A 23,781-nucleotide genomic window follows, 5' to 3' on the forward strand; every position below is an offset into this window, starting at 1 on the left:
GTCGTGCCCGCCATCGGGCACGACGACCGGGAATCGGAGAGATCTTTTTCTACTTGTTGAACGCCCTCCGCAGCTCCTCCAGGTCATCGCGGAGGATGTCGTCGTCGTCGAGCGAGCCGCGCTGGGCCAGCCGCTCGCCGTCGATCGCCGCGTACTCCGGCATCTGCATGGTGCCGCAGCAGCGCGAACGGTCCTGCTCGGCGCGCAGGCTCGCGGAGTGCTCGTCGGCCATCTCGACCTCGGTGACGTCCCGGCCGTTGCCGGTGTAGTCGGCGTCGGTCATGTTGACCCGGCCGCTCATCAGGTCGGTCAGCGGCGACGGCGAGGTGGTGATCTCGCGCACCGCGAACCGGTTGCGGATGAACGTGCGGTAGTTGGCCGGGTCGCCCTGGCTGCTGGAGATCTGCAGCATCTTGTTGGCCACGTCGACGAACGTGGCGGCGCTCGCGGGCGCCGCGACGACCGCGTCGAACAGCAGCTTGGCCAGCCTGTTCGCGACCTCGATGAGCACGAGCGCCGGGTCCTTGGTCTTGCGCTGCCGGTTGCGCTCGAACACGTAGACGTCGGCCAGCACGTCGTAGATCGCGCCGGTGAACACCTGGGAGACCGCGTGCACCTCGTTGCTGACCTGGCTCAGCTTGAGGTCGTTGTCGGCGTTGCGCAGGCCGAAGTCCTTGCCGATCGCCTTGCCGAACTCCTCGGCCACGGCGGGCAGGAACGACTTGTCGTGCAGGTTGGCCCGGGTGAGGGCCACCAGCGCCTCGGCCTGGTCCGGCTGCGACAGCGCCAGGAAGATGGCGGTGAGGTCGCCGAACGCCTCGTGCAGGCCGCCGGTCTGCGGCGGGTTGCCCGCGCCGAGCCAGCCGGGCTTGAGCCCGTCGAGCACCGCGTGCCCCGCCTCGTGCGCGGTGATGTCCAGCGACCGGCAGGTGAAGACCTCGGCCTGCGGCGGCTGGCCCTGCGGCACGAAGTGCAGGAACTTCAGGACCTTGGCGGTGCGGCTGTAGAACGCGTTGGCGCCGACCCCGGCGCGCGGGTGGACGGTGATCTTGTCGGTGTTGCCGCCGACGTTCCACGCGAACGGGATGGGGTTGCCGCCGTTGTGCCGCTCCCACATCGAGAGCGTCTGCCGTACGACCGCGTAGGTGTGCGCGCAGTCGAACTCGGGGGTGTTGGGCCTGAAGATGAAGTCGCCGTTGACGCCGCGCGCCACCGGCGTGGTGCCCTGCAGCACCGTGGCGATCCGCGCGTCGGTCGGGCCGTTGAGCACGATCGACGGGACGAACACCGTGCGGACGCCGAGCTCGGTGACGGACGGGTCCTGCTTGTAGATGAGGATGCGGTGGCCGGCCACCACGGGCACCGGGATCGGTACCGCACGCGGGATCGGCTGGGGCGTCGGCGGAGCCGCCGCGCCTTCGACGCGCAGCTGAGGCGGGATCATCTCGATCCGCGACTCGGGGACCTCCAGTCCCTGGGCGCGCCGCTGCAGTTCCTGCTGGAGTTGGAGTTCCTGCGGGTGGATCATCTTCGTTCCACCTTCCCGTCACTTGGCGTGGGCCCCTGCTGGCCCAGCGCGGCCGAGGGCGGACATGACCGGTCAAGGCCGGACGTGACTGAGCGCAGCCACAGAGTGATGTTGGGGTCCGGGGGCCAGGTCCTAGCCGCCCTGCGCCGCCTACGCTCCGCCCGTCAGGATGGGCAGTCAAGGCCTGAAAAACGCCCCGGTGACCCTTTGCCCGGTTTCGGACTGTTGATCAGCCATCGCGGTGCGTGTCCGGTGATCCATCCGTGGCGCGGCGCCGGTGAACGGTGGTCTGGCTCCGCGGCGGGGCGTGTTTGTCGGCGCCGGGCTCTACACTCGCTCGTGATGTCGAAGACCGAAACCCACCCCCTCCTCGAGGGCCTCAACCCGCAGCAGCGCGCCGCCGTCGTGCACTCCGGCGGGCCGCTGCTGATCGTCGCCGGAGCCGGCTCGGGCAAGACCCGCGTGCTCACCCATCGCATCGCCCACCTGCTGGGCGAGCGCGACGTCCATCCCGGCCAGATCCTGGCGATCACCTTCACCAACAAGGCCGCGGCCGAGATGAAGGAGCGCGTCGACGCGCTCGTCGGGCCGCGGTCGCGGGCCATGTGGGTGATGACCTTCCACTCGGCGTGCGTGCGCATCCTGCGCCGCGAGGCCAAGCGGCTGGGTTTCCCGTCGAGTTTCTCGATCTACGACCAGGCGGACGCGCAGCGGCTGATGGCCCTCGTCTGCCGCGAGCTCGACCTCGACTCCAAGCGCTACCCGCCCAAGTCGTTCTCCGCGCAGGTGAGCAACCTCAAGAACGAGCTCATCGACTACGAGAGCTACAAGGCCCGCGCGTCCACCCACATGGAGCAGACGCTCGCCGAGGCCTACGAGATGTACCAGGCGCGCCTGCAGCAGGCCGGCGCGATGGACTTCGACGACCTGATCATGCTGACGGTCAACCTGCTGCAGGTCTTCCCGGAGGCCGCCGAGCACTACCGGCGACGGTTCCGCCACGTCCTCGTCGACGAATACCAGGACACCAACCACGCGCAGTACGAGCTGGTCCGCGAGCTGACCGCCCCGGTCGAGGGCATCGGCGCGGCCGAGCTGTGCGTGGTGGGCGACGCCGACCAGTCGATCTACGCGTTCCGCGGCGCGACGATCCGCAACATCCTGGAGTTCGAGCGCGACTACCCCGAGGCGACCACGATCCTCCTGGAGCAGAACTACCGCTCCACCCAGACGATCCTGTCGGCCGCCAACGCCGTCATCGAGCGCAACGCCGACCGCAAGCCCAAGAAGCTCTGGTCCGACCAGGGCGAGGGCCACAAGATCACCGGCTATGTGGCCGACAACGAGCACGACGAGGCGGCGTTCGTCGCCCAGGAGGTCGACAAGCTCACCGACTCCGGTGACGCCCGTCCCGGCGACGTCGCGATCTTCTACCGGACCAACGCTCAGTCCCGTGTCTTCGAAGAGGTCTTCATCCGCGTCGGCCTGCCCTACAAGGTCGTCGGCGGGGTGCGCTTCTACGAGCGCAAGGAGGTCCGCGACCTGCTGGCCTACCTCCGCGTCCTCGGCAACCCCGAAGACACCGTCAGCCTCCGCCGCATCCTCAACGTGCCCAAGCGCGGCATCGGCGACCGCGCCGAGGCCTGCGTCGAGGCCTACGCCTCCCGCGAGCGCATCTCGTTCTGGCAGGCCCTGCGCCGCCCCGAGGACGTGCCCGGCATGGCGACCCGTTCGATCAACGCGGTCCGCGAGTTCGTCGCGCTCCTCGACGAGCTCGGCGCCGCCGTCGAGTCGTCCACCCCCGCCGAGCTGGTCGAGCAGATCCTGGTCAAGAGCGGCTACCTGGCGGAGCTGCAGGCCTCCAAGGACCCGCAGGACGAGACCCGCATCGAGAACCTCCAGGAGTTCGAGGCCGTCGCCCGCGAGTTCGAGGAGCGTCTCGACGGTGAGTCCGCCGAGGGCCGCCTCGTCGACTTCCTGGAGCAGGTCGCCCTGGTCGCCGACGCCGACTCCATCCCCGGCGGTGCCAAGAGCGCCCCGGTCCCGCCGGGCGAGCAGCCCGAAGAGACCGAGCAGGGCGTCGTCACCCTGATGACCCTGCACACCGCCAAGGGCCTGGAGTTCCCCGTCGTCTTCCTCACCGGCATGGAGGACGGCGTCTTCCCGCATCTGCGGGCCATGAGCAACCCCAAGGAGCTCGAAGAGGAGCGCCGCCTGGCCTACGTCGGCATCACCCGGGCCCGGCAGCGCCTCTACGTCTCCCGTGCAGCCATGCGCAGCTCCTGGGGGGCCCCGCAGGTCAACCCGCCCTCCCGGTTCCTCGGCGAGGTCCCCACGACCCTGCTCGACTGGGAGCGCGAGGCCGCGGCCACGTCCTCCCCGGCGTTGTCGCGCATGGCGTCCCGCCCCGGCGTCCAGTCGCCGGGCAACCGCGCCGTCCCCAGCCTCGCCCCGGGCGACAAGGTCACCCACGACGCGTTCGGCCTGGGCACGGTCGTCACCGTGGACGGCGCGGGTGAGAAGGCCGCCGCCAGCGTCGACTTCGGCGGCGAATACGGCGTCAAGCGCCTGATCCTCCGCTACGCACCGGTCGAGAAGCTCTGACGACGTGTGCTCCACAGCGTGACCGCCGTGGAGCACAGCGTGAACTTTCCCGCCGAGGGCGGCGTCCAACAGGGAGTAACGGCACACAAACTCCTTGGAGCGGACATGAAGTACGCGTCGCATGACGACCCCAATCGTTTCGCCAAAGAGGCACACGGCCGCTTCATGGAGCAGCTGCATGAAGATTCCCTGCGGGCGAGGCGTGAGGGCCGGCATGCGGGCGGTCTCCGCGAGATCCTGGCCGTCGTGCTGCTGATCGTGGGCGGGCTCCTGGTCGCGCGCTACTACGGCCACACACCGGCCGGCCTGTGGGACCGCGTCGAGCTCTGGCTGAACGGATAACCGGGTGCGCCGGTGGGCGCCCCACTGCCATGCTCCGGTCATGGAGATCTCCGTACACAACCCCACGTCCGGCGTTTATCCGGCGACCAGCGATTACGTGCACGCCATCGAGGTCCGAGGCGTCGAACGCACGTTGTACGTATCCGGAACGATGGGCCTGGACCCCTCCGGCGCCGCGGGCGCCACTTTCGACGAGCAGCTCGACCTGGTCTGGTCCAACCTGCGGACGATCCTCGCCTCCGCCGACATGACCGTCGACAACATCGTCCGCGTCACCAGCTACCTGCGTGACCGCTCCTACGCCGTTCCCAACGCGGCGGCGCGGAACAAGGCGCTCGGCGGCCGGTTCGTGCCCGTCACGGCCATCGTCGTGGACCATCTGGCGGACGACTGGCTCGTCGAGCTGGAAGTGATCGCAGCCGCCTAGGAGCCCTGTCGTTCCGCCGCCTGGAGCGAGCGCCGCGACGGCGTCGCCCCGGGCCGGCGGCAGCGCGCCGTCAGTGTCCGGCCTGGAGTGCGTGCAGGAGACCGTCGAGCAGGGCTTTCTGGCGGGCCGCCGGGAAGCGGCCGGGGTCGAAGAGCGCCTGGACGACGATGCCGTGGGTGAACGCGGCGACCGTCGCGACCAGCTCGTCGACGTCGGTCTCCGGCGGGAGATCGCCGTTGTCGATGGCCGCCACGACGTGGGGACGGAGGCGGGCGCGCCAGCCCTCGTAGCGGTTCCGTTCGCGCGTGCCGAGCTCTGGATCGGCCAGCGAGCCGTCCCACGAGCTCACCCACACGCGGTTCATCGCGGCGGCCTCAGGGGTGAGGGGCAGCACGTTGGTCAGGGCGGTGCGGAGCCCGTCCATACCGGGTTTCGGCGGCAGCTCCTGGGGGCGGGTGGCGGTGCGTTCGTCGGCCACGTCCAAGGCGTACGCGATGAGCGCCTTCTTGCTCGGGAAGTAGTGCGTCAGCAAGCCCGTCGAAGCGTTCATCTCGGCGGCCACGGCGCGCAGGGTCAGGCCGCCGAAGCCGCGTGCGGCCAGGACGCGCCAGACGGCTTCGGACACGTCGCGGCGCCGGGCATCGTGATCTCCGCGTGCGGGCATGGCGTTATAGTACGTAACAAACGTTCGGTACGCACCTTGGAGAGTCTCATGCTGACGCACGCCTTGGAGGAGAACACCGAGCTCAGGCCGCTGGAACCATGGCAGGCCGAGGAGTTCGCCGCGCATGTCGACCGGGTCCGGGACGATCTCCTGCCATGGATCCCGTTCGCCCGGAAGGTCGTGGACGTGGAGTCCGCGCGGGCCTTCCTGCAGAGTTACGCCGACCGGCAGGCCGCCGACCGCGGGCGGATCTACGGCATCCACGCGGACGGCGAGATGGTGGGCGGGGTGCTCTTCCGCGTCTTCGAGCCGTCCGACGGGGTGTGCGAGGTCGGTGTGTGGCTGGCCCCCGAGGTGCGCGGCCGCGGACTGGTCACCACGGCGGTCCGGCACATGATCGACTGGGCGATGAACGTGCGCGGCATGGCGCGGGTGGAGTGGCGGTGCGATCCGGCGAACGCCAACAGCCGCGCCGCGGCCAAGCGCATCGGCTTCACGCACGAGGCGACCTTGCGCAGCGCGTGGATGCTCGACGGCGAACGCCGTGACGAGGAGATCTGGGTGTTGCTGAAGGACGACGCCTGACGGCCCGGCGGTCAGGAGGCCAGTCTCTGGCGCAGGTCGTCGAGGTCGGTGACGAACCAGGTGTGCCTTCCCCGATTGCACTCGCGGACGAAGTCGCGGAGGGCCTCGCTCTGCGACGTGTGGCGCGAGATGTCGCCGACGACGGCGAGCCCCAGGCCGTACTGCACGAACTTCTGGACGATGTCGCCCGCCAGGCGGGTGCGGAGCTGGAAGAACGCGTCGTCGAAGCGTTCCGCGGGCACGGCGACCCAGCGGACCTCGCCGTTGTACGAGGCGTTCCCGATGATGTCGAGCGCGTCGGCCTCCTTGCCGAGCGTGGGCCCCTCGGCGGAGCACACGAGCACGGGGACGTCGCCGAAGTGGACGCGAGTGTCAGACATGATCGTATTCTCGCGTGCCCCGGCGGCGGTCCGGTCAGGAGGCGGCGGCGCGGACGGCGGGTGTCAGGAGAACGTGCAGGTGGTCGGCCATCGCGCGGCCGAAGGCGGGATCGTTGATGTGGGTGTCCATCTCGACGATGTCGACGGGGGAGCCCGCGAGACCGTCGCGCACGGCGTCGAAGAGCACGGCGTCGACCGCGGGGTCGTGGTACGGGCCGCCGGGTGCCCCGAGCGTGGAGAGCCCGCGGAGCGGGATGAAGAGGGTCGTCGGGCCGGTGGCGGCGCGGAGCTTGGCGGCCACGATGCGGCCGAGTCTCGCGCACTCGTCGGCGTTGGTGCGGATGACGGTGACCGACGGATTGTGCAGGTGGACGTGGCGGTGCCGGAACCGTTCGGGCACCTGCGGGCCGAACTTGACGATGTCGAGGGCGCCCAGGCTGACGACCTGGGGAATGCCCAGCCGGCCCGCGGTCTCCAGGCGATCGGGCCCGGCCACGCCGACGCCGCCGACGAGCGCGTTCGACAGTTCCAGCAGGGTCGGGTCGAGGACGGCGGTGAGGATGCCGCCCGCGGCCATGGCTTCGAGGGAACGGCCGCCGGTACCGGTCGTGTGGAAGATCAGCACCTCGTACCCGAGCACGCTGAGCAGCTCGCGCGCCGCGTTCACGCCGGGGGTGGTGACGCCCGCCATCGTCGCGCCGATGACGGCGCCGTCGCCGGGCGGCGCCGGCGTCCCGGCGGCGAAACCGGTGGCCATCCCGGCGATCGCGTCGGCCGCGTTGGCGAGGACGCGCACCGAGATCCGGTTGATGCCCGCGATGTCGACGACGCTGTACATCATCGTGAGGTCCGTACCGCCGATGTACGCCGAGACGTCGCCCGACGTCATGCTGGAGACCATCAGTTTGGGCACGCCGACGGGCAGTGCCCGCATCGCGCTCGTGGAGATGACGGAATTGCCGCTGCCGCCGACCGAGAGCACGCCGTGCACGCGGCCCTCGCGATGCAGCCGCGCCACCACCCGGGCGGCGCCGCGCGCCATCGCCGTCACCGCGAAGCCGCGGTCGCCCTGGGCGAGCAGGGCGGCCAGGCTGGTCCCGGCGGCGCGGGCGACCTCGTCCCGTGACACGTCCGGGGGCACGGACGGCGGGTCGAGAACGCCGGTGTCGACCAGTACCACCTCCATGCCCAAACCGTTCAGCCGGTCTCGCAACCATTCATATTCAAGTCCTTTGGTATCAAGCGTCCCGATGAGCACCACAACAGGCATATTTTGACTGTTTGCGCGCTTTCTTCGGTGAACAATCTCCGGCGGCGCCCCAGTTTTCTGACGCAGTGGGATTTAGGGCTATCCCGGACAGAAAGGTGCGGCGGCACGGGGCTTACGCGAACCCGATGAAGATCGCATTGGCCGGGCTCCAGTAGATTCATGCGTGACCATGACTTGACTCCTTACCCCCGGGAGCCCCCTTGCAGGTCGAGCACGTGATCATGCTCTTGCTGGCCGCGACCGCCGCCGGATGGGTCGACGCGGTCGTCGGCGGTGGCGGGCTGATCCAGCTCCCGGCGCTGCTGGTCCTCAATCCGGGCCAGCCGGTGGCCGCCCTCGCCACCAACAAGCTGGCCTCGATCGCGGGCACCTCGTCGGCGGCCGTCGCCTACCTGCGCAAGGCCAAGCCCGACCTGCCGGTGGCCATCCCGGCGGGCGCCGCCGCCGTGTGCTCGTCCGCCGTCGGTGCCCTGTGCGCCTCGGCCATCTCCTCGGACGTCCTGAAGCCGATCATCATGGTCGTGCTGCTGGCGGTCGCGGCCCTGGTCGTCCTGAAGCCGGACCTCGGCCGGGTGCCCAAGCTGGTGCTGCGCACCCGGCGGCGGCTGGCCGCGGCCATCCTGATCCCGGGCCTGGCGATCGCCTTCTACGACGGCCTGGTCGGGCCGGGCACTGGAACGTTCCTCGTGCTGGCCTTCACGACCCTGCTCGGTACCGACTTCGTCAACGCCTCGGCCAACGCCAAGATCATCAACACCGGCACCAACCTGGGCGCGCTGATCGTCTTCTCGATCCAGGGTGAGGTGCTGTGGGCGATCGGCCTGGCCATGGCCGCGTGCAACATCGTCGGCGCCCAGTTCGGTGCCCGGATGGCCATCAATAAGGGCGCCGGATTCGTGCGGGTCGTCCTGCTCTGCGTCGTGACCGCTCTGGTGCTCAAGCTGGGCTATGAGCAGGTCGCCTGACACCCGCCGCACCCCAGCACGCGCCCTAGGACGGGCCTAGCGCGCCCTACGGCGCCCTAGGCCTAGCGCGCCGTAGGGCGGCGCCCTAGGAGTGGTCGGGGACGGGAAGGGGGCGTTCCAGGGCGCTCAGGCTGAGGATCACCGTGGCGGCCGTCCAGCCCAGCGGGGCGACGCCGGCCGGCCTGCCGTGCTCGTCGACCTTCTCGGGGAGGACGCCCAGCGAGGTGCGGTGGGCGGCGAGCCAGTCGAGCCGGGCCAGCGCGTCCTCCTTGTGCCCCGAGCACGCCGAGGCGAGCGTGAACATGCCCATCTCCGGGGTCCACGCGACCTTCTTGTCCCCGGCCCAGCGTTCACCCGGCAGCACCCCGCCGTTCGACAGCTTCTGCCGTTCGAAGGCGTTCTGCACGGCCGCGCTCACGCCGGGGTCGACCGGGGCGAACGGCGGCGCGAGGAACGTCACCGAGGTGTCCATGCGGCCCCCGGCGATGGGCGAACGCGGGTAGCCGTGCGGCGTGAACTGCCGCGCGACCGCGTCCGACAGCCGGTGCGTGGCGTGCTGCCAGCGAGTGGCCTGCTGGCTTTTGCCCAGGTCGCGGGCCAGCGCCGCGGCCGAACGCAGCCCGGCCAGGACGGGCCCGACGACGCCGAGGGTGGGGCGGCGGGGGTCCTGCTCCGACGCGTGGTCGCGTTCCCAGTAGTCGGACGAGGGCGGTGGGAGGCCCTCGACGTCCAGCGAGCGGGCCAGCCGGTCGGCGGCGCGCGAGACCATCGGCCACAGCTCGGGCAGGTCGGTGGCGGCCGTCGGGCTCTGCGTACGGAAGAACCAGCTCGCCCACAGCACCCAGCCGAGCGAGTCGAGCTGCGGTGCCCGGCCGTCGGCGACCGCGCTGCCGTCGGGGTTGTAGCGCGCGGCCCACATGCCGTTCTCGTTCTGTACCCGGGCGAGGAAGCGCAGCACCCGCCGTGCCTCCGCCTGGTGCCCGGTCACGGCGAACGCGGCGGCGGCGAAGGCCGAGTCGCGCGGCCAGGAGTAGCGCCACTTGTCGTACCAGGACGCCAGCGAGGCGCCGTTGGGCCGGGTCAGCAGCCGCAGGTCGAGCAGCGCCCGGGCCGCCATGTCGCGGTAGACGTCGCGGCTGTCCGGGCTGATGGAGCCGGCCGCGTCCGGCCGCACCAGCGACGCTCCGGGGCTCGCCGTGCCGGCCGGCGCGGACCGGGCCGGGGCGGCGCCGGGCAGCAGGCCGTTGCCCGGGCGCGGCGCCTTCCCGCCGGGCACCGTGCCCCGCGCGAGCCACGCCCGGTCGGACCGGACCGCGGCGGCCACCCGCGGGTCGGACGCGGCGACGGTGATCGGGGTGTCGGAGCCGAACGGGATCAACCGGACCCGGCCGTCGGCGAGCCGGACGACCGAACTGTCCGGGAAATAGGCGGCGCCGTAGGCGTCCACCGGGCTCAGCGGCTCTCCGGCGAACGGCCAGCCACCCCCGCCGACCAGACCAGGACTTGCCCAGCCCGGACCGGGCCGGCTCCGCAGGGTGGCTCCGCAGGTGGCGACCAGAGCGGCGACGAGCAGGAGCGCGGCGGCCCGGCGGACGCTGCGCCAGCCCCCACCCCGCCTGGTGGAGCCGGACACCGCGGTCCGGCTCGGTACGACCCGTTCGGCCCCCGTGGGCTCCACGCGGTCGTCGGCTCCTGCGAGCCACCCCCGCTCAATGGTCACCGGCCTAACTCTCCCCCTTGACACCCTGCATTAAGACAAGGTGGAGGATTAGTACACCAAACGCCGCCAAGTGGGTCATCCTCCTCAGGGTCCAAACGCGGCATCCTCCTCAGGAGCCATACCCCGCCACAACGGGCGGAAAGCCCCTCATGGTGGCGGTGAACGGACCCGGCGGCATGACCATGGCCCCTGGTTGACTAGGCTGCATCGACGGAGCGGACCGCAGAGTGGCGGCCGCGCGGTGACAACCCCGTGCAACCCCCACTCGAGTGGTCTTTGGCTGTCGATCCGTATAAAGGACGCCCTCGTGGACCTGTTCGAACATCAGGCGAAGGAACTCTTCGCCGAGTACGGGGTACCGGTGCCCACCGGCAAGGTCGCCCATACTCCCCAGGAAGCCCGGACGTACGCGGAGGAGCTCTTCGCCGCGGGCAGCAAGAAGGTCGTCGTCAAGGCCCAGGTGAAGACCGGGGGCCGTGGCAAGGCGGGCGGCGTGAAGCTCGCCGACGACGCCGACGAGGCGCAGGCCCTCGCGGGCCGGATCCTCGGCATGGACATCAAGGGCCACACGGTCCACAAGGTGCTGATCGAGGAGGGCTCCGCCATCGCGCAGGAGTTCTACTTCTCCTTCCTGCTCGACCGCGCCAACCGCACGTTCCTCTCGATCTGCACGGTCGAGGGCGGCATCGAGATCGAGGACGTGCCGCACGACAAGCTGGCGCTGATCCCGATCTCGCCGCTGACCGGCGTCGACACCGCCAAGGCCCGGGAGATCGCCGAGGCCGGCCGCCTCCCCGCCGCCGCGCTGGACGGCGCCACGCAGATCATCGAGCGGCTGTGGGCGGTCTTCACCGACGAGGACGCCACGCTCGTCGAGGTCAACCCGCTGATCCTCACCGCCGACGGGCAGGTCAAGGCCCTCGACGGCAAGGTGTCCCTGGACGACAACGCCGCGTTCCGCCAGGAGCACGACAAGCTGGAGGACAAGGCCTCCGCCGACCCGCTGGAGGCGGCGGCCAAGGCCAAGGACCTCAACTACGTCAAGCTCGACGGCAGCGTCGGCATCATCGGCAACGGCGCGGGCCTGGTCATGTCGACCCTCGACGTCGTGTCGTACGCGGGCGAGGAGTTCGGGGGGCAGAAGCCCGCCAACTTCCTCGACATCGGCGGCGGCGCCTCGGCCGAGGTCATGGCCAACAGCCTGGAGATCGTGCTCTCGGACGCCGACGTCAGGTCGGTGTTCGTGAACGTCTTCGGCGGCATCACCGCCTGTGACGCGGTCGCCAACGGCATCGTGTCGGCCTACAAGCTGCTGGGCGAGCGCGGCGAGACCGTGAACCGCCCGCTGGTGGTACGCCTGGACGGCAACAACGCCGACCTCGGGCGCAAGATCCTGAACGACGCGGCGCTGCCGGGTGTCGAGCAGGTCGAGACGATGGACGACGCGGCCAAGCGCGCCGCCGAACTCGCTGCGGCAGGTGCATGAGCATGGCCATCTGGCTCACAGAGAACAGCAAGATCATCGTTCAGGGCATCACCGGCTCCGAGGGCATGAAGCACTCGCGCCGCATGCTCGCCTCCGGTGCCGCCGTCGTGGGCGGCGTGAACGCCCGCAAGGCCGGCCAGACCGTCGACTTCGACGGCAGGGAGCTCACGGTGTACGGCACCGTGGCCGAGGCCATGGCGCAGACCGGCGCCGACGTCTCGGTGGTCTTCGTGCCGCCGAAGTTCACCAAGGACGCCGTGGTCGAGGCGATCGACGCCGAGATCCCGCTGTGCGTGGTGATCACCGAGGGCATCCCGGTGCACGACACGGCCTACTTCTGGGCCTACGCCGAGTCCAAGGGCAACAAGACCCGGATCATCGGGCCCAACTGCCCCGGCATCGCCTCGCCGGGCGCCTCCAACGCGGGCATCATCCCGGCCGACATCACCACGCCCGGCCGCATCGGCCTGGTCTCCAAGTCGGGCACGCTGACGTACCAGATGATGTACGAGCTGCGTGACTTCGGCTTCTCGACCTGCGTGGGCATCGGCGGTGACCCGATCATCGGCACGACCCACATCGACGCCCTCAAGGCATTCCAGGACGACCCTGACACCGACGCGATCGTGATGATCGGTGAGATCGGCGGCGACGCCGAGGAGCGCGCCGCCGCGTTCATCGAGCAGAACGTGACCAAGCCGGTCGTCGGCTACGTCGCCGGGTTCACCGCCCCCGAGGGCAAGACCATGGGCCACGCCGGCGCGATCGTGTCCGGCTCCGCCGGCACCGCGCAGGCGAAGAAGGAGGCCCTGGAGAAGGTCGGCGTCCGCGTCGGCAAGACGCCGAGCGAGACCGCCCGCCTCATGCGCGACATCATGAAGAACCTCTGATCCAGGGTCCCGCCGGATCACGGATCCACGGATCACGGATCGACGAAAAGACGCCCGAGCCGCGCCCCGCGGCCCGGGCGTCTTTCGTCCGGGCGGCCCTCGTTTCCCGTGGATGGCCTGATGTGGTCGATCTCCACGCCTGGGTCTGGGCGTGAAGGTGAAACAGGTTCATATTTCGCGGCATGGGATCACAGCGCGGTCGCCGTGCCGGACTCGGAGCGCTCCTGGTGTGCCTGACCCTCGTCCTGACCGCGCTTCCCGCCTTCGGGCACGCGGAACGGCCGGTGCGGTTCCCGGCGGGTGACGGAAAGGTGCCCGTCCACCGGGCGCTCGGGGCCGGGCCGCGGCTGGTGGTCTGCAAGCCCGGCTCCGCGACGATCATCAAGAAGTACCGCGGGGCGCTGCGCAGGCTGAACGAGCGGCTGCTGAAGGAATGCGCGTACGGGCACGTCCAGGCGGCGGTGAACGCGGTCCGCAAGCGGGGCACGACGATCTACGTGCTGCCGGGCACCTACCGCGAGGAGCCCAGCCGGGCCGCGCCCACCGGCCCGTGCGCCGAGCTGGCCGGGCGGCACCTGCTGTCGTACGCGCAGCAGTACGCGTGCCCCAACCTGCAGAACCTCATCGCGGTCTTCGGTGACGTGACGCCGGGGAACGACGACTACCGCTGCGACGGTCCACGGTGCGACCTCCAGCTGGAGGGCACCGGCCAGAAGACGACCGACGTCGTCATCGAGGGCGGCTTCAAGGCCGACGGGACCTGGGCCAAGCTCAACGGCGTCCGCGCCGACCGGGCCGACGGCTTCTACCTGCGCAACATCACCACCCAGCTCTTCGAGTTCAACGGGGTGTACGTGATCGAGCAGGACGGCTTCGTCATCGACCGCGCGCTGGCCCGCTGGAACGAGGAGTACGGATTCCTCACGTTCGCCACCGACCACGGCCTCTACACCGACTGCGAGGCCTACGGCAGCGGCGACGCCGGGCTCTATCCCGGATCGGCGTCACCGCTGAACGGCAGGCGGCACTCGGTGGAGATCAGGCGTTGCGACTCCCACCACAACGCGCTCGGCTACTCCGGGACGGCCGGCGACTCGGTCCTCGCCCACGGCAACCGCTTCCACCACAACTCGGCTGGGGTGTCGATGGACAGCGCGTTCCCCGGCCACCCGGGCCTGCCGCAGAACCACGCCACGTTCCGCGACAACCTGATCTACAGCAACAACGTCAACTACTACGGCAACATCTGGGACGGCACCTGCAAGAAGCCGCCGCGCGACCGCGGCCACGAGCGCGGCGTCGTCTGCCCGGCCCCGCCCGTGCCGGTCGGCACGGGCCTGCTCCTCGGCGGCGGCAACGACAACACCTACGAGCGCAATCGCCTGTACGACAACTGGCGGCACGGCTTCAAGCAGATCTGGGTCCCGGCGCCGCTGCGCGGTGAGAACGATCCGGCGAAGTTCCGCGACACCTCGCACCGCAACCGCTACGTAGGCAACGTCTTCGGTGTCGCGCCCGGCGGACGGAAGGCCCCCAACGGCCAGGATGTCTGGTGGGACGAGCAGGGCGAGGGCAACTGCTGGCAGGCCAACGTCTCCTCCTACGGCCGCGTTCGTTCGGACCCGCCGCACCTGCCCACGTGCGCGAAACCCTCTGGCGGCTCGCTGTTCTCCTGGCTCGGCCAGCCGTTCAAGGTCCTGTCCGGCCTCCCGTGCTCGCAGTACGGCCGCGACGCCCCTCGGCCCGTGGGCTGCGACTGGTTCGACACCCCGCGCCGCCCGTGACGAAGCCCTTGATCGCCTACGACAAAGGCGACACGCCGGACGAGCGGGGGCGCACGGCGCCGCCCGGGTGCCAGCATTGACGCCGTGAGCGATGTGAGCCCTGCGCGGCGCGTGAAACCGGAACGACCGGAGCCGTCGCGGGCCACCGCCGGCCGTGGCGGCACGCCACCGGGCCGGGGGCAGACCCCCGTCCGGCCACCGCAGATCGCCGGCGGCCTCGCGGGCGGCGTGGCCCGCCCGCTGTACGTGACGGGCCTGGTGGGCGCGCTGTGGTGCATCGGCATCGGGCTCGCGGTGCTCACGACGATCACCCTCATCGGCTGGATCGGCGCGCCGCGCACCGCCCTCGGCCCCGGGCTCCCCGGCGTCTTCCGGACGGCGGTCGACTTCTGGCTGGTGTCCCACCACGCGGGGTTCTCGGCCGGCCACGGCCGGGTCGGGCTGCTCCCGCTCGGGCTGCTCGTCCTCCCGGGCGCGCTGCTCTACCGCAGCGGCGGCTGGATGATCCGCGCCGTCGGGATGACGAGCGCCCGCCGCTACCGCGTGGGCGTCGTGCACGTGGCGGTCGCGCTCGCCGTGCCGTACTCGATCCTCGCCGCGCTGCTCGCCCTGGCCGCCGCCTCCACGGCCGTGCGGGCGTCGGTCTGGCAGGCGCTCGTCGCCTGCTTCGTGATGGCGGTGCTGGCCGGCGGTCTGGGCGCGGCGCGGGCCGTGGTGGCGCAGGGCTCGGCCGACGACCCCGGCGCGCGGGTCCGCTCGGGGCTGGGCGCGCTGCTGCGGCTGCTGCCCGACCGGCAGCGCTCCCTGGTGATCGGCGTCACCGGCTCGGTCGCCGTGCTCCTGGCCTCCGGCGCTGTGCTCGTCGGCGTCTCGCTGGCCGTGCACCTGTCCGAGGCCACCCGCCTGCACGACATGCTGGCGCCCGGGCTCGTCGGCGGGGTGCTGCTGGTGCTGGTCGAGCTGGCCTACCTGCCGAACGCGGTGATCTGGGGGATGGCGTACGCGATCGGCCCCGGCTTCTCGGTCGGCGCCAACACGACGGTGTCGCCTACGGGAGTGTTCCTCGACATCGTGCCCACGTTCCCCCCGCTGGCGGCCCTGCCCGAGCCGGGTCCCGCCCCGGCGCTGTCGCTGTTCGCCCTGGCCGCCCCGTTCATCGCGGGCGCCGTCGGCGGCGTGCTGACCGTGCGCAACATGCCGAGTCCCGTGTACGAGGCGGCGCCGCTCTGGGGCTTCGTCTCCGGGGCGCTCACCGGCGTGGTGGCCGCCGTGCTGGCCGCGCTGTCGGGCGGCCCGCTGGGCGGCGGGCGGATGGCCACCGTCGGGCCCTCACCCTGGCAGGTCGGCCTGCTGGCGGCGCTTGAGGTGGGCATCTCGGCGGCCATCGCCGCGTGGATCGCCAACTGGATGATCCTGCGGCGACCGGCCCCGGTGGAGCCGAAGACGAAGAAGCCCCGCAAACGCCGGTGGCGCCGTACCGCCACCTCCGCGACCCCGCCGGTTCCCGCGAAGGCCGCCGCGGCGGCGCCGGTGACGCCGCCCAGGGCGCCCGAGCAGCCCGGTCCGCGGCCGCCCCGGAAGCCCGCCCCGTTCGCGCCCGATCCGGTGGAGTTCGAGGAGGCCGAGCCCGTCCTGGCGCCGCGCAAGCCGACCAGGGCCAGAACGCGGGTCCCCGACCCGCTGCCCGATCTCGCCGAGGAGACCGCGGAGCTCGCCCCAGCCGAGCCCGAGCCGGACCCGGAGCCCGAGCCAGGTTCTCCGCCGGAGCCGGAGCCGGAGCCTGCCCAGGCTGGGGCGAACGTGCCGCAACCCCGTGAACGGGACGACCCCGGGCGCACCGAGAAGCGCGGCGGCGCGATCTACGTGCTCAGGGACGAGCCGGAGGACTGAGCGACCGGTCAGAAAAGGTCGCCGTACTTCGACATGCTGCCCTCGGGCAGCTTCAGCTTCTTTTCGATCTTGGGGTAGTACTCGTCCCGGCAGGCCTTCTCGTCCGTGCTCGTGTTGGCCTTGCCCACGCACGACTGGTAGCCGCTCAGCTCCGGCCACAGGAACACCGTCAGCGCCAGCGAGAACGCCGAGAACGCCACGGCGATCGAGCCCAGCACCAGACCCGCGATCGCGCCCGGTGCGACGGCCTGCCGGCGGCGCGCGCCGCGCCGGGCCTTGATGCCGACCACCAGCGCCGCGATGCCGAGGACCAGCCCGATCGGGAAGAAGAACAGGGTGGTCAGCATGGCCCCGGCACCGAGCCACAGCGCCCGCCAGCCGAGACGTTCGACCGGACGGGGCCCCTGGCCGGGCGAACGCCAAGGCGACGGCCGGCCGCCGCGTTCCGGCAGATCGGCACGGCCGGGGGTCTGATCCCGCTCGGGCCGGTCGGGGCGCGCGGAGTCGGGAACGGGGCCGTCGCGCTCGGGGAGGTCCGGGCGGCCGGGGATCTCGTCGCGCTTGGAGAGGTCGGGACGGCCGGACGTGCCGACTCCGCTGTCGCCCTGACCCGGCTGCTCGCTCACGTTGATCCTCCTGGCACTTCTGACCTGTGGTGTCGGACAAGTGACGCCGCGTACGGCCGGTAGGCTTCGGGTGTTCGTGCCAACCCCACCGTCCACCAGGGAGTCATGGTGTCCGCCCGGCTCGTCGTCCTCGTCTCCGGCGCGGGGACCAACCTACAGGCGCTGCTCGACGCGTGTTCGGATCCAGCCTACGGGGCACGCGTGGTGGCCGTGGGCGCGGACCGCGGGGAGATCGCCGGACTGGAGCGGGCCGCCGCCGCGGGACTGCCCACGTTCACGGCGCGCATCCCCGACTTCGCGAGCCGGGACGCCTGGGACGCGGCGCTGACGGACGCCGTCGCGGCCCACGAGCCGGACCTGGTGATCTCCGCTGGCTTTATGAAGATCCTCGGCAGGCGGTTCCTGGAACGGTTCGGCGGCCGGATCGTCAACACCCATCCGGCGCTGCTTCCCTCCTTCCCGGGCGCGCACGCCGTACGGGACGCCCTGGCGTACGGCGTGAAGGTGACGGGCTGTACGGTGCACTTCGTCGACGAAGGAGTGGACACCGGACCCGTCATCGCCCAGGAGACCGTTCCCGTGGGCTGGCACGACGACGAAGACTCCCTGCACGAACGCATCAAGCAGGTGGAGCGCCGGCTCCTGGTCGACGTCGTGGGACGGCTGGCCCGCGACGGCTGGACCACGCGGGGCAGGCGGGTCTCCATGAAGTGCCGGACCTGTGGACCAACCGATGAGGGGAGCTCGACCGGTGAGTCGGGTCGCGATTGAGCGTGCGCTGATCAGCGTTTATGACAAGACGGGGCTGGAGGAGCTGGCCCAGGGCCTGCACCGGGCCGGCGTCGAGATCGTGTCCACCGGCTCCACGGCGGCGAAGATCGCAGCCGCGGGCGTGCCGGTCATGCGGGTCGAGAAGCTCACCGGGTTCCCCGAGTGCCTCGACGGCCGGGTCAAGACCCTGCACCCCCGGGTGCACGCGGGCCTGCTCGCCGACCGGCGCAAGGACGATCACGTTCAGCAGCTGGAAGACCTCTCGGTCGAGCCGTTCGACCTGGCCGTGGTCAACCTCTACCCGTTCGCCGACACCGTCGCCTCCGGCGCCAAGCCGGACGAGTGCGTCGAGCAGATCGACATCGGCGGGCCGACCATGGTCCGCGCCGCCGCCAAAAACCACGCCAGCGTCGCCGTCGTGGTGGACCCGTCCTCCTACGGCTCGGTGCTGGCCGCGGTGGAGGCGGGCGGCTTCACCCTTGACGAACGCCGTCGCCTCGCCGCCGCCGCGTTCGCCCACACCGCCTCGTACGACGTCGCCGTGGCCTCCTGGTTCGCAGGCGTCTACGCGCCGGACGAGGTGGCGGCGGAGGCGCAGTGGCCCGACTTCCTGGGCGCCACCTGGCAGCGCAAGAACGTGCTGCGCTACGGGGAGAACCCCCACCAGCGCGCCGCGCTGTTCACCGCCGACGGCCCCGGCGGCACGGCCGGGCTCGCCGGAGCCGAGCAGCTGCACGGCAAGGAGATGTCCTACAACAACTACGTCGACGCCGACGCGGCCAGGCGCGCCGCGTACGACTTCGATGAGCCCGCCGTCGCGATCATCAAGCACGCCAACCCGTGCGGCATCGCGATCGGCGGTGACGTCGCAGAGGCTCACCGCAAGGCGCACGAGTGCGACCCTGTCTCGGCGTTCGGCGGCGTGATCGCCGTCAACCGGCCCGTGACCGAGGCGATGGCCGCCCAGGTCGCCGAGGTCTTCACCGAGGTCGTCGTGGCGCCGGGGTTCGAGCCCGCGGCGCTGGAGATCCTGACCAGGAAGAAGAACATCCGCCTGCTGGTGTGCCAGGACGCTCCGGCCGACCCGGTCGAGTTCCGGCGGATCGACGGCGGCGTGCTCGTCCAGTCCGTCGACCGCGTCGACGACCCCGGCGACGACCCGGCCGGCTGGGAGCTCAAGACCGGCCAGGCCGCCGACGAGGCGACGCTGCGCGACCTCGCGTTCGCCTGGAAGGCCTGCCGCGCGGTCAAGTCCAACGCCATCCTGCTCGCCGCCGACGGCGCCACCACCGGTGTCGGCATGGGCCAGGTCAACCGGGTCGACTCGGCCCGGCTGGCGGTGACCCGTGCCGGTACGGAACGGGCGGCCGCCTCGGTGGGGGCCTCCGACGCCTTCTTCCCGTTCCCCGACGGACTGGAAGTCCTGACCGACGCGGGCGTCCGGGCCATCGTCGAGCCGGGCGGCTCGGTCAACGACGAGAAGGTCATCGAGGCCGCCCAGAAGGCCGGGATCACCCTCTACTTCACGGGCGTCCGGCACTTCTTCCATTGATCGGCTCCGCCGTGTGGCGGGTTTTACGTTTGGACGTTGGTAACCTCGGGAAACGTCGCGCCTTCTTGACCCCATCATGACTCCGGCGCGCCCAAGCGCTGAAGGAGGCGTGATGGATTTCCTGGCTACTCTCATCCTGGGCAACGTCGTGCAGACGGCATCCCTGCTGATGGAGTCCCGTCAGCTGATCGGGCTCGTCGCGGCCTTCTTCGCCGCGATGCTGGCCGCCCAGCTCGGCTGGCACGGCACCGACCGCTTGATCGCCTGGCGGGGCCGCCCCGACCAGGACTGACGCGCGCCGCGAACGCGGCCCGCGGATCGCCGCCCAGGCCCGCCCGATCGCCGCTCCGGCCCGTTCGCGGGAAGCCACTAGCATGGGGCCAACGCGACTGGCGCAGTCAAGGTGGATTCGACCACCGGGGAGCGAAGGACGGCCCGCACACCGCGCGCCTGGGTGTACGGGCCCCTGAGCACGCGGAGGAACCAATGACGGCACAGGTCCTGGACGGCAAGGCCACGGCCGCGGAGATCCGCGCCGACCTCAAGATCCGCGTCGAGGCGCTGCGCGAGCGCGGCGTGTCGGTGGGGCTCGGCACCGTACTGGTCGGCGACGACCCCGGCAGCCACGCCTACGTCACCATGAAGCACCGCGACTGCGCCGAGGTCGGCATCGAGAGCATCCGGCGCGACCTGCCCGCCGACGCCTCCCAGGAGGACGTGGAACGGGCCGTCGCCGAGCTGAACGCCGACCCCGCCTGCACCGGCTACATCGTCCAGCTGCCGCTGCCCAAGGGGCTGAACGAGCAGCGCGTGCTGGAGCTGATCGATCCGGCCAAGGACGCCGACGGTCTCCAGCCGGTCAACCTGGGCCGCCTCGTCCTGATGGAAGAGGCCCCGCTGCCCTGCACGCCCAAGGGCATCGTCGCCCTCCTGCGCCGGTTCGACGTGCCGCTGCGCGGCGCGGACGTCACGGTGATCGGCCGCGGCGTCACCGTCGGCCGCCCGCTCGGCCTCCTGCTGACCCGCCGCAGCGAGAACGCGACCGTGACCCTGTGCCATACCGGCACCCGGGACCTGGCCGCCCATGTGCGCGACGCCGACATCGTGGTGGCCGCCGCGGGCGTTCCCGGTCTCATCACCGGCGACATGATCAAGCCGGGGGCCGCCGTCCTGGACGTCGGCGTCTCCCGGGTCGACGGCAAGCTCGCGGGCGACGTGGCCGACTCGGTGCGCGACGTGGCCGGATGGGTGGCGCCCAACCCCGGCGGGGTGGGCCCCATGACGCGCGCGATGCTGCTCGCCAACGTGGTGGAGGCCGCGGAGGCGGCCTCGCGGGCCTGACCGGCGGAGCCGAAAGCGGCGGACGACAGGGCCGCCCGCCGTGACCAGGCGAACGATTCCGGTCGCATGATCACGGCGGGCGGTTCCTGCGGCCGCCCCCGGGTTTGCGCTGCCGTGGGGGACGGCCGCAGTTCAACTCAGCTGGCCCGGCGGCCGGCGGCGCTGGTGGCCGGCCCGCGTGGACCCGCTGGGTGCCCTGTCGCGTGGTTGGCACCCGGCGGTGCCGCGCGTCGTACTCCCCCCGGCCCCTGACCGTCGAGCGGCCGGTTCTGCTGGGGGACGTGCACCGGGGGCAGCGGCCGGACGAGGCCCATCGCGATGACCTCGTTGGCCAGCCGGGTACGGCGGTTGGCGCCCTCGGGGATGCGGAACTTCTGGTAGAGCCGCAGCAGGTGCTGCTTGACCGCCGCCTCGGTCACCACGAGGTCGGCTGCGATCTCCCGCGCGGTGGCGGGGGCGACGAAGGCCTCGTCCGAGAGGGCGGGCCGGCAGAGCGAGGTCAGCACATCGACCTCGCGGCGGGTGAGTTCGGGTGCCACGGCGCGCCGCAGCTCGACGTCGGGATCGACCTCCTCGCGGGGGATTCCCCCCATCCGGCAGCGCGCCGTGCCGAAGCTCACGACGTCACCGTCCTCCAGTACGCGGCGGGCGATCGGCCGGCCGTTGACACGGGTGCCGTTCCGTGACAGCCCCATGTCGACCACGTATACGTACGGGCCGCGCCGAACGATCTCTGCGTGCAATCGGGACACACTCGGGTCGTCGAGGCGAATGTCGACTCCTCGCCCTCTCCCGACCGTCGTGACGTCGGGGCGCAGCGGCATCACCAGCCCGCTGTCCTCGATCCGCATGAACGGCCCCTCCACGGCAGTCCTCCCAGCTAGTTAGCGACCCCTGTCTGCCGGGTTACCCGGGCGCGTCACCGTCACACCCTCCTACTGGCGAGTAGGGACTGTGACACAAGGCTTTTCGTGTCCATCCACACGTATCGGACCCCACCAGTATCAGCTCCGCCGTGAGTCTTTCCCGGGAAGGGGTCGCCGGACGGCAGAAATGTCCGGAGATGCCGCCCCGAAACCCGGGGTCGGGCGGCGCCGGTCGTGCGGGTGCCCGGTTGCGACTACCGTGGAATCCGACCGAACGTCCGGCCCGACCGCGAAGCGAGGCCCATGAGCACGGAGCTGCACCGGCGCCGGCGGAGAGCACCCAAGCGGCGCGGCGCCTCACCCCACTGGCTGAGTCAGCTGCCGTACGTGATCGTGCTCTGCGGGGTCGCGGGCGGTCTGGTCCTGTGCTCGCTCAACTATTTCCGCAAGGGCTCCGGCCTGATGGCCGCCGCCGTGCTCTTCGGCGCGCTCGCCCGGCTGGTGCTCCCCCCGAGCCAGGTCGGGATGCTGGAGACCCGCAAGAAGTGGATGGACGTGGCGACGATGACGGGCTTCGCCGTGGCCATCGCCGTGGTCGCCTGGGTCGTGCCCGACTAGTCACCCGATGTAGCCATAAGATCTAAAAGGTGGGCCGAGGTCTAGACCTTTGACCCGGCTCGGATAGCCTGACCAGTTGAGCCTTACAAGGACTGCTGGCCGGTGTAGGAAAGGGACAGCAACAGCATGCCCAAGATCAAAGTAGCGGGCCCTGTCGTCGAACTCGACGGCGACGAAATGACCAGGATCATCTGGCAGTTCATCAAGGACCAGTTGATCCTGCCCTATCTCGACGTGGACCTGAAGTACTACGACCTCGGGATCGAGCACCGTGACGCCACGGACGACCAGGTCACCATCGACGCCGCCAACGCGATCAAGCAGTACGGCGTCGGCGTGAAGTGTGCCACGATCACCCCCGACGAGGCACGGGTCGAGGAGTTCGGCCTCAAGAAGATGTGGCGTTCCCCCAATGGAACGATCCGCAACATCCTCGGCGGCGTGATCTTCCGCGAGCCCATCATCATGCAGAACGTCCCCCGGCTCGTGCCGGGCTGGACCAAGCCCATCGTGGTCGGCCGTCACGCCTTCGGCGACCAGTACAAGGCCACCGACTTCAAGGTCCCCGGCCCGGGCAAGCTGACGGTGACGTTCACTCCGGAGGACGGCTCCGAGCCCATGGAGTTCCACGTCGTGGACTACCCCGAGGGCGGCGGCGTCGCGCTGTCGATGTACAACTTCCGCAAGTCCATCGAGGACTTCGCGCGCGCCTCGTTCCGGTACGGCCTGTCCCGGGACTACCCGGTCTACATGTCGACCAAGAACACGATCCTCAAGGCCTACGACGGCATGTTCAAGGACGTGTTCCAGGAGATCTTCGACGCCGAGTTCAAGGCCGACTTCGAGGCCAAGGGGCTCACCTACGAGCACCGGCTCATCGACGACATGGTCGCCGCCTCGCTCAAGTGGGAGGGCGGCTACGTCTGGGCGTGCAAGAACTACGACGGTGACGTCCAGTCCGACACCGTCGCCCAGGGCTTCGGCTCCCTCGGCCTGATGACCTCGGTGCTCATGACCCCCGACGGCCGGACCGTCGAGGCCGAGGCCGCGCACGGCACGGTGACCCGCCACTACCGGCAGCACCAGCAGGGCAAGCCGACCTCCACCAACCCCATCGCGTCCATCTTCGCGTGGACCCGGGGCCTGGCCCACCGAGGCAAGCTCGACGGTCAGCCGGAAGTCACGGCGTTCGCCGACACGCTGGAGCGCGTCTGCGTCGACACCGTCGAGAACGGCCAGATGACCAAGGATTTGGCGCTGCTGGTCGGTTCCGAGACCCCGTTCCTGACCACGCAGGAGTTCCTGCACGCGCTGGACGTCAACCTCCAGAAGAAGATCAACGAGAACTGATCTCTCGACCCCGCCGACGCGGGGGATCGCTTGGAAGGCCGTTCCGGAGACCCCGGGGCGGCCTTCGGCGTTGTGCGTTCTGTGGGATCGGGCACCTCTGGCCACCGGCACGCCGTACGCGC

Annotated in this window: 22 protein-coding genes and 1 riboswitch; of the genes, 15 read left to right on the top strand and 7 right to left on the bottom strand. The window is 70.8% G+C overall.

Annotation, left to right across the window (positions count from 1 at the left end; genetic code table 11):
• Positions 1-49: 49 nt before the first annotated feature.
• The gene (locus ABD333_RS42625) at positions 50-1,528 is read right to left on the bottom strand and encodes a gluzincin family metallopeptidase (protein WP_344548355.1); all 1,479 of its coding nucleotides are present in this window, start codon (positions 1,526-1,528) and stop codon (positions 50-52) included.
• Between the two features lie 342 nt (positions 1,529-1,870).
• Here ABD333_RS42625 and pcrA point away from each other — a divergent pair, with 342 nt between their 5' ends.
• From pcrA to ABD333_RS42640, 3 genes are all read left to right on the top strand, one after another.
• Positions 1,871-4,132, top strand: coding sequence for a DNA helicase PcrA (pcrA, locus tag ABD333_RS42630; RefSeq protein WP_344548356.1), 2,262 nt, complete (start codon positions 1,871-1,873; stop codon positions 4,130-4,132).
• Between the two features lie 105 nt (positions 4,133-4,237).
• Positions 4,238-4,474 carry a hypothetical protein gene (locus ABD333_RS42635; protein ID WP_344548357.1) on the top strand — a complete coding sequence of 79 codons (237 nt, stop codon included), beginning with the start codon at positions 4,238-4,240 and terminating at the stop codon, positions 4,472-4,474.
• Positions 4,475-4,514: 40 nt separating this feature from the next.
• Entirely contained in the window at positions 4,515-4,901 is a 387-nt protein-coding gene (locus ABD333_RS42640) for a RidA family protein (RefSeq protein WP_344548358.1), read from the top strand.
• A 70-nt stretch (positions 4,902-4,971) separates the two neighbouring features.
• Here the strand turns inward: ABD333_RS42640 and ABD333_RS42645 are convergent, their stop codons facing one another.
• Positions 4,972-5,565 carry a TetR/AcrR family transcriptional regulator gene (locus ABD333_RS42645; protein WP_344548359.1) on the bottom strand — a complete coding sequence of 198 codons (594 nt, stop codon included), beginning with the start codon at positions 5,563-5,565 and terminating at the stop codon, positions 4,972-4,974.
• 48 nt (positions 5,566-5,613) lie between these two features.
• On the opposite strand from ABD333_RS42645, the gene ABD333_RS42650 reads away from it, so the two are divergent.
• The gene (locus tag ABD333_RS42650; protein ID WP_344548360.1) at positions 5,614-6,150 is read left to right on the top strand and encodes a GNAT family N-acetyltransferase; all 537 of its coding nucleotides are present in this window, start codon (positions 5,614-5,616) and stop codon (positions 6,148-6,150) included.
• Between the two features lie 11 nt (positions 6,151-6,161).
• On the opposite strand, the gene ABD333_RS42655 is transcribed toward ABD333_RS42650, so the two are convergent.
• Positions 6,162-6,530: a DUF4180 domain-containing protein gene (locus tag ABD333_RS42655; protein WP_344548361.1), complete on the bottom strand. Its 369-nt coding sequence runs from the start codon at positions 6,528-6,530 to the stop codon at positions 6,162-6,164.
• A 34-nt stretch (positions 6,531-6,564) separates the two neighbouring features.
• Positions 6,565-7,800: a Tm-1-like ATP-binding domain-containing protein gene (locus ABD333_RS42660; RefSeq protein ID WP_344548362.1), complete on the bottom strand. Its 1,236-nt coding sequence runs from the start codon at positions 7,798-7,800 to the stop codon at positions 6,565-6,567.
• A 221-nt stretch (positions 7,801-8,021) separates the two neighbouring features.
• On the opposite strand from ABD333_RS42660, the gene ABD333_RS42665 reads away from it, so the two are divergent.
• On the top strand, positions 8,022-8,765 hold the full coding sequence (locus ABD333_RS42665) for a TSUP family transporter (RefSeq protein WP_410556827.1): 744 nt from the start codon (positions 8,022-8,024) through the stop codon (positions 8,763-8,765).
• A gap of 85 nt (positions 8,766-8,850) precedes the next feature.
• On the opposite strand, the gene ABD333_RS42670 is transcribed toward ABD333_RS42665, so the two are convergent.
• Positions 8,851-10,485: a glycoside hydrolase family 15 protein gene (locus tag ABD333_RS42670; protein ID WP_344548364.1), complete on the bottom strand. Its 1,635-nt coding sequence runs from the start codon at positions 10,483-10,485 to the stop codon at positions 8,851-8,853.
• Positions 10,486-10,792: 307 nt separating this feature from the next.
• Between ABD333_RS42670 and sucC the strand changes: the two genes are divergently transcribed.
• The 4 genes from sucC to ABD333_RS42690 all read left to right on the top strand — a co-directional run bounded on the left by sucC (position 10,793) and on the right by ABD333_RS42690 (position 16,535).
• On the top strand, positions 10,793-11,971 hold the full coding sequence (sucC, locus tag ABD333_RS42675; RefSeq protein ID WP_344548365.1) for an ADP-forming succinate--CoA ligase subunit beta: 1,179 nt from the start codon (positions 10,793-10,795) through the stop codon (positions 11,969-11,971).
• A 2-nt stretch (positions 11,972-11,973) separates the two neighbouring features.
• Positions 11,974-12,861: a succinate--CoA ligase subunit alpha gene (gene sucD, locus ABD333_RS42680; protein WP_344548366.1), complete on the top strand. Its 888-nt coding sequence runs from the start codon at positions 11,974-11,976 to the stop codon at positions 12,859-12,861.
• Positions 12,862-13,043: 182 nt separating this feature from the next.
• A complete protein-coding gene (locus ABD333_RS42685) occupies positions 13,044-14,645 on the top strand; it encodes a right-handed parallel beta-helix repeat-containing protein (protein WP_344548367.1) in 1,602 nt (533 codons plus the stop codon).
• A gap of 84 nt (positions 14,646-14,729) precedes the next feature.
• Positions 14,730-16,535: a cell division protein PerM gene (locus ABD333_RS42690; RefSeq protein ID WP_344548368.1), complete on the top strand. Its 1,806-nt coding sequence runs from the start codon at positions 14,730-14,732 to the stop codon at positions 16,533-16,535.
• A gap of 8 nt (positions 16,536-16,543) precedes the next feature.
• Here ABD333_RS42690 and ABD333_RS42695 read toward each other — a convergent pair whose 3' ends face one another.
• A complete protein-coding gene (locus ABD333_RS42695) occupies positions 16,544-17,161 on the bottom strand; it encodes an NfeD family protein (RefSeq protein ID WP_344548369.1) in 618 nt (205 codons plus the stop codon).
• A 105-nt stretch (positions 17,162-17,266) separates the two neighbouring features.
• Here ABD333_RS42695 and purN point away from each other — a divergent pair, with 105 nt between their 5' ends.
• From purN to ABD333_RS42715, 4 genes are all read left to right on the top strand, one after another.
• A complete protein-coding gene (purN, locus tag ABD333_RS42700; RefSeq protein ID WP_344548370.1) occupies positions 17,267-17,932 on the top strand; it encodes a phosphoribosylglycinamide formyltransferase in 666 nt (221 codons plus the stop codon).
• Entirely contained in the window at positions 17,913-19,484 is a 1,572-nt protein-coding gene (gene purH / locus ABD333_RS42705) for a bifunctional phosphoribosylaminoimidazolecarboxamide formyltransferase/IMP cyclohydrolase (RefSeq protein WP_344548371.1), read from the top strand. Before purN ends, purH begins: the two co-directional genes overlap by 20 nt.
• Positions 19,485-19,596: 112 nt before the next feature.
• Positions 19,597-19,776, top strand: coding sequence for a hypothetical protein (locus ABD333_RS42710; protein WP_344548372.1), 180 nt, complete (start codon positions 19,597-19,599; stop codon positions 19,774-19,776).
• 83 nt (positions 19,777-19,859) lie between these two features.
• A riboswitch (ZMP/ZTP riboswitch) is annotated at positions 19,860-19,947 on the top strand.
• A gap of 23 nt (positions 19,948-19,970) precedes the next feature.
• Positions 19,971-20,825, top strand: a complete 855-nt coding sequence (locus tag ABD333_RS42715; RefSeq protein WP_344548373.1) for a bifunctional methylenetetrahydrofolate dehydrogenase/methenyltetrahydrofolate cyclohydrolase — start codon at positions 19,971-19,973, stop codon at positions 20,823-20,825.
• Positions 20,826-20,962: 137 nt separating this feature from the next.
• Here the strand turns inward: ABD333_RS42715 and ABD333_RS42720 are convergent, their stop codons facing one another.
• The gene (locus tag ABD333_RS42720; protein WP_344548374.1) at positions 20,963-21,691 is read right to left on the bottom strand and encodes an FHA domain-containing protein; all 729 of its coding nucleotides are present in this window, start codon (positions 21,689-21,691) and stop codon (positions 20,963-20,965) included.
• Between the two features lie 303 nt (positions 21,692-21,994).
• On the opposite strand from ABD333_RS42720, the gene ABD333_RS42725 reads away from it, so the two are divergent.
• Both ABD333_RS42725 and ABD333_RS42730 read left to right on the top strand, forming a co-directional pair.
• The gene (locus ABD333_RS42725) at positions 21,995-22,309 is read left to right on the top strand and encodes a DUF3017 domain-containing protein (RefSeq protein ID WP_344548375.1); all 315 of its coding nucleotides are present in this window, start codon (positions 21,995-21,997) and stop codon (positions 22,307-22,309) included.
• Between the two features lie 126 nt (positions 22,310-22,435).
• Positions 22,436-23,659, top strand: coding sequence for an NADP-dependent isocitrate dehydrogenase (locus ABD333_RS42730; RefSeq protein ID WP_344548376.1), 1,224 nt, complete (start codon positions 22,436-22,438; stop codon positions 23,657-23,659).
• Positions 23,660-23,781 lie beyond the last annotated feature (122 nt).

Source organism: Actinomadura fulvescens, from assembly GCF_039533225.1.
In the GTDB taxonomy this organism is placed as follows: Bacteria; Actinomycetota; Actinomycetes; order Streptosporangiales; family Streptosporangiaceae; genus Spirillospora; species Spirillospora fulvescens.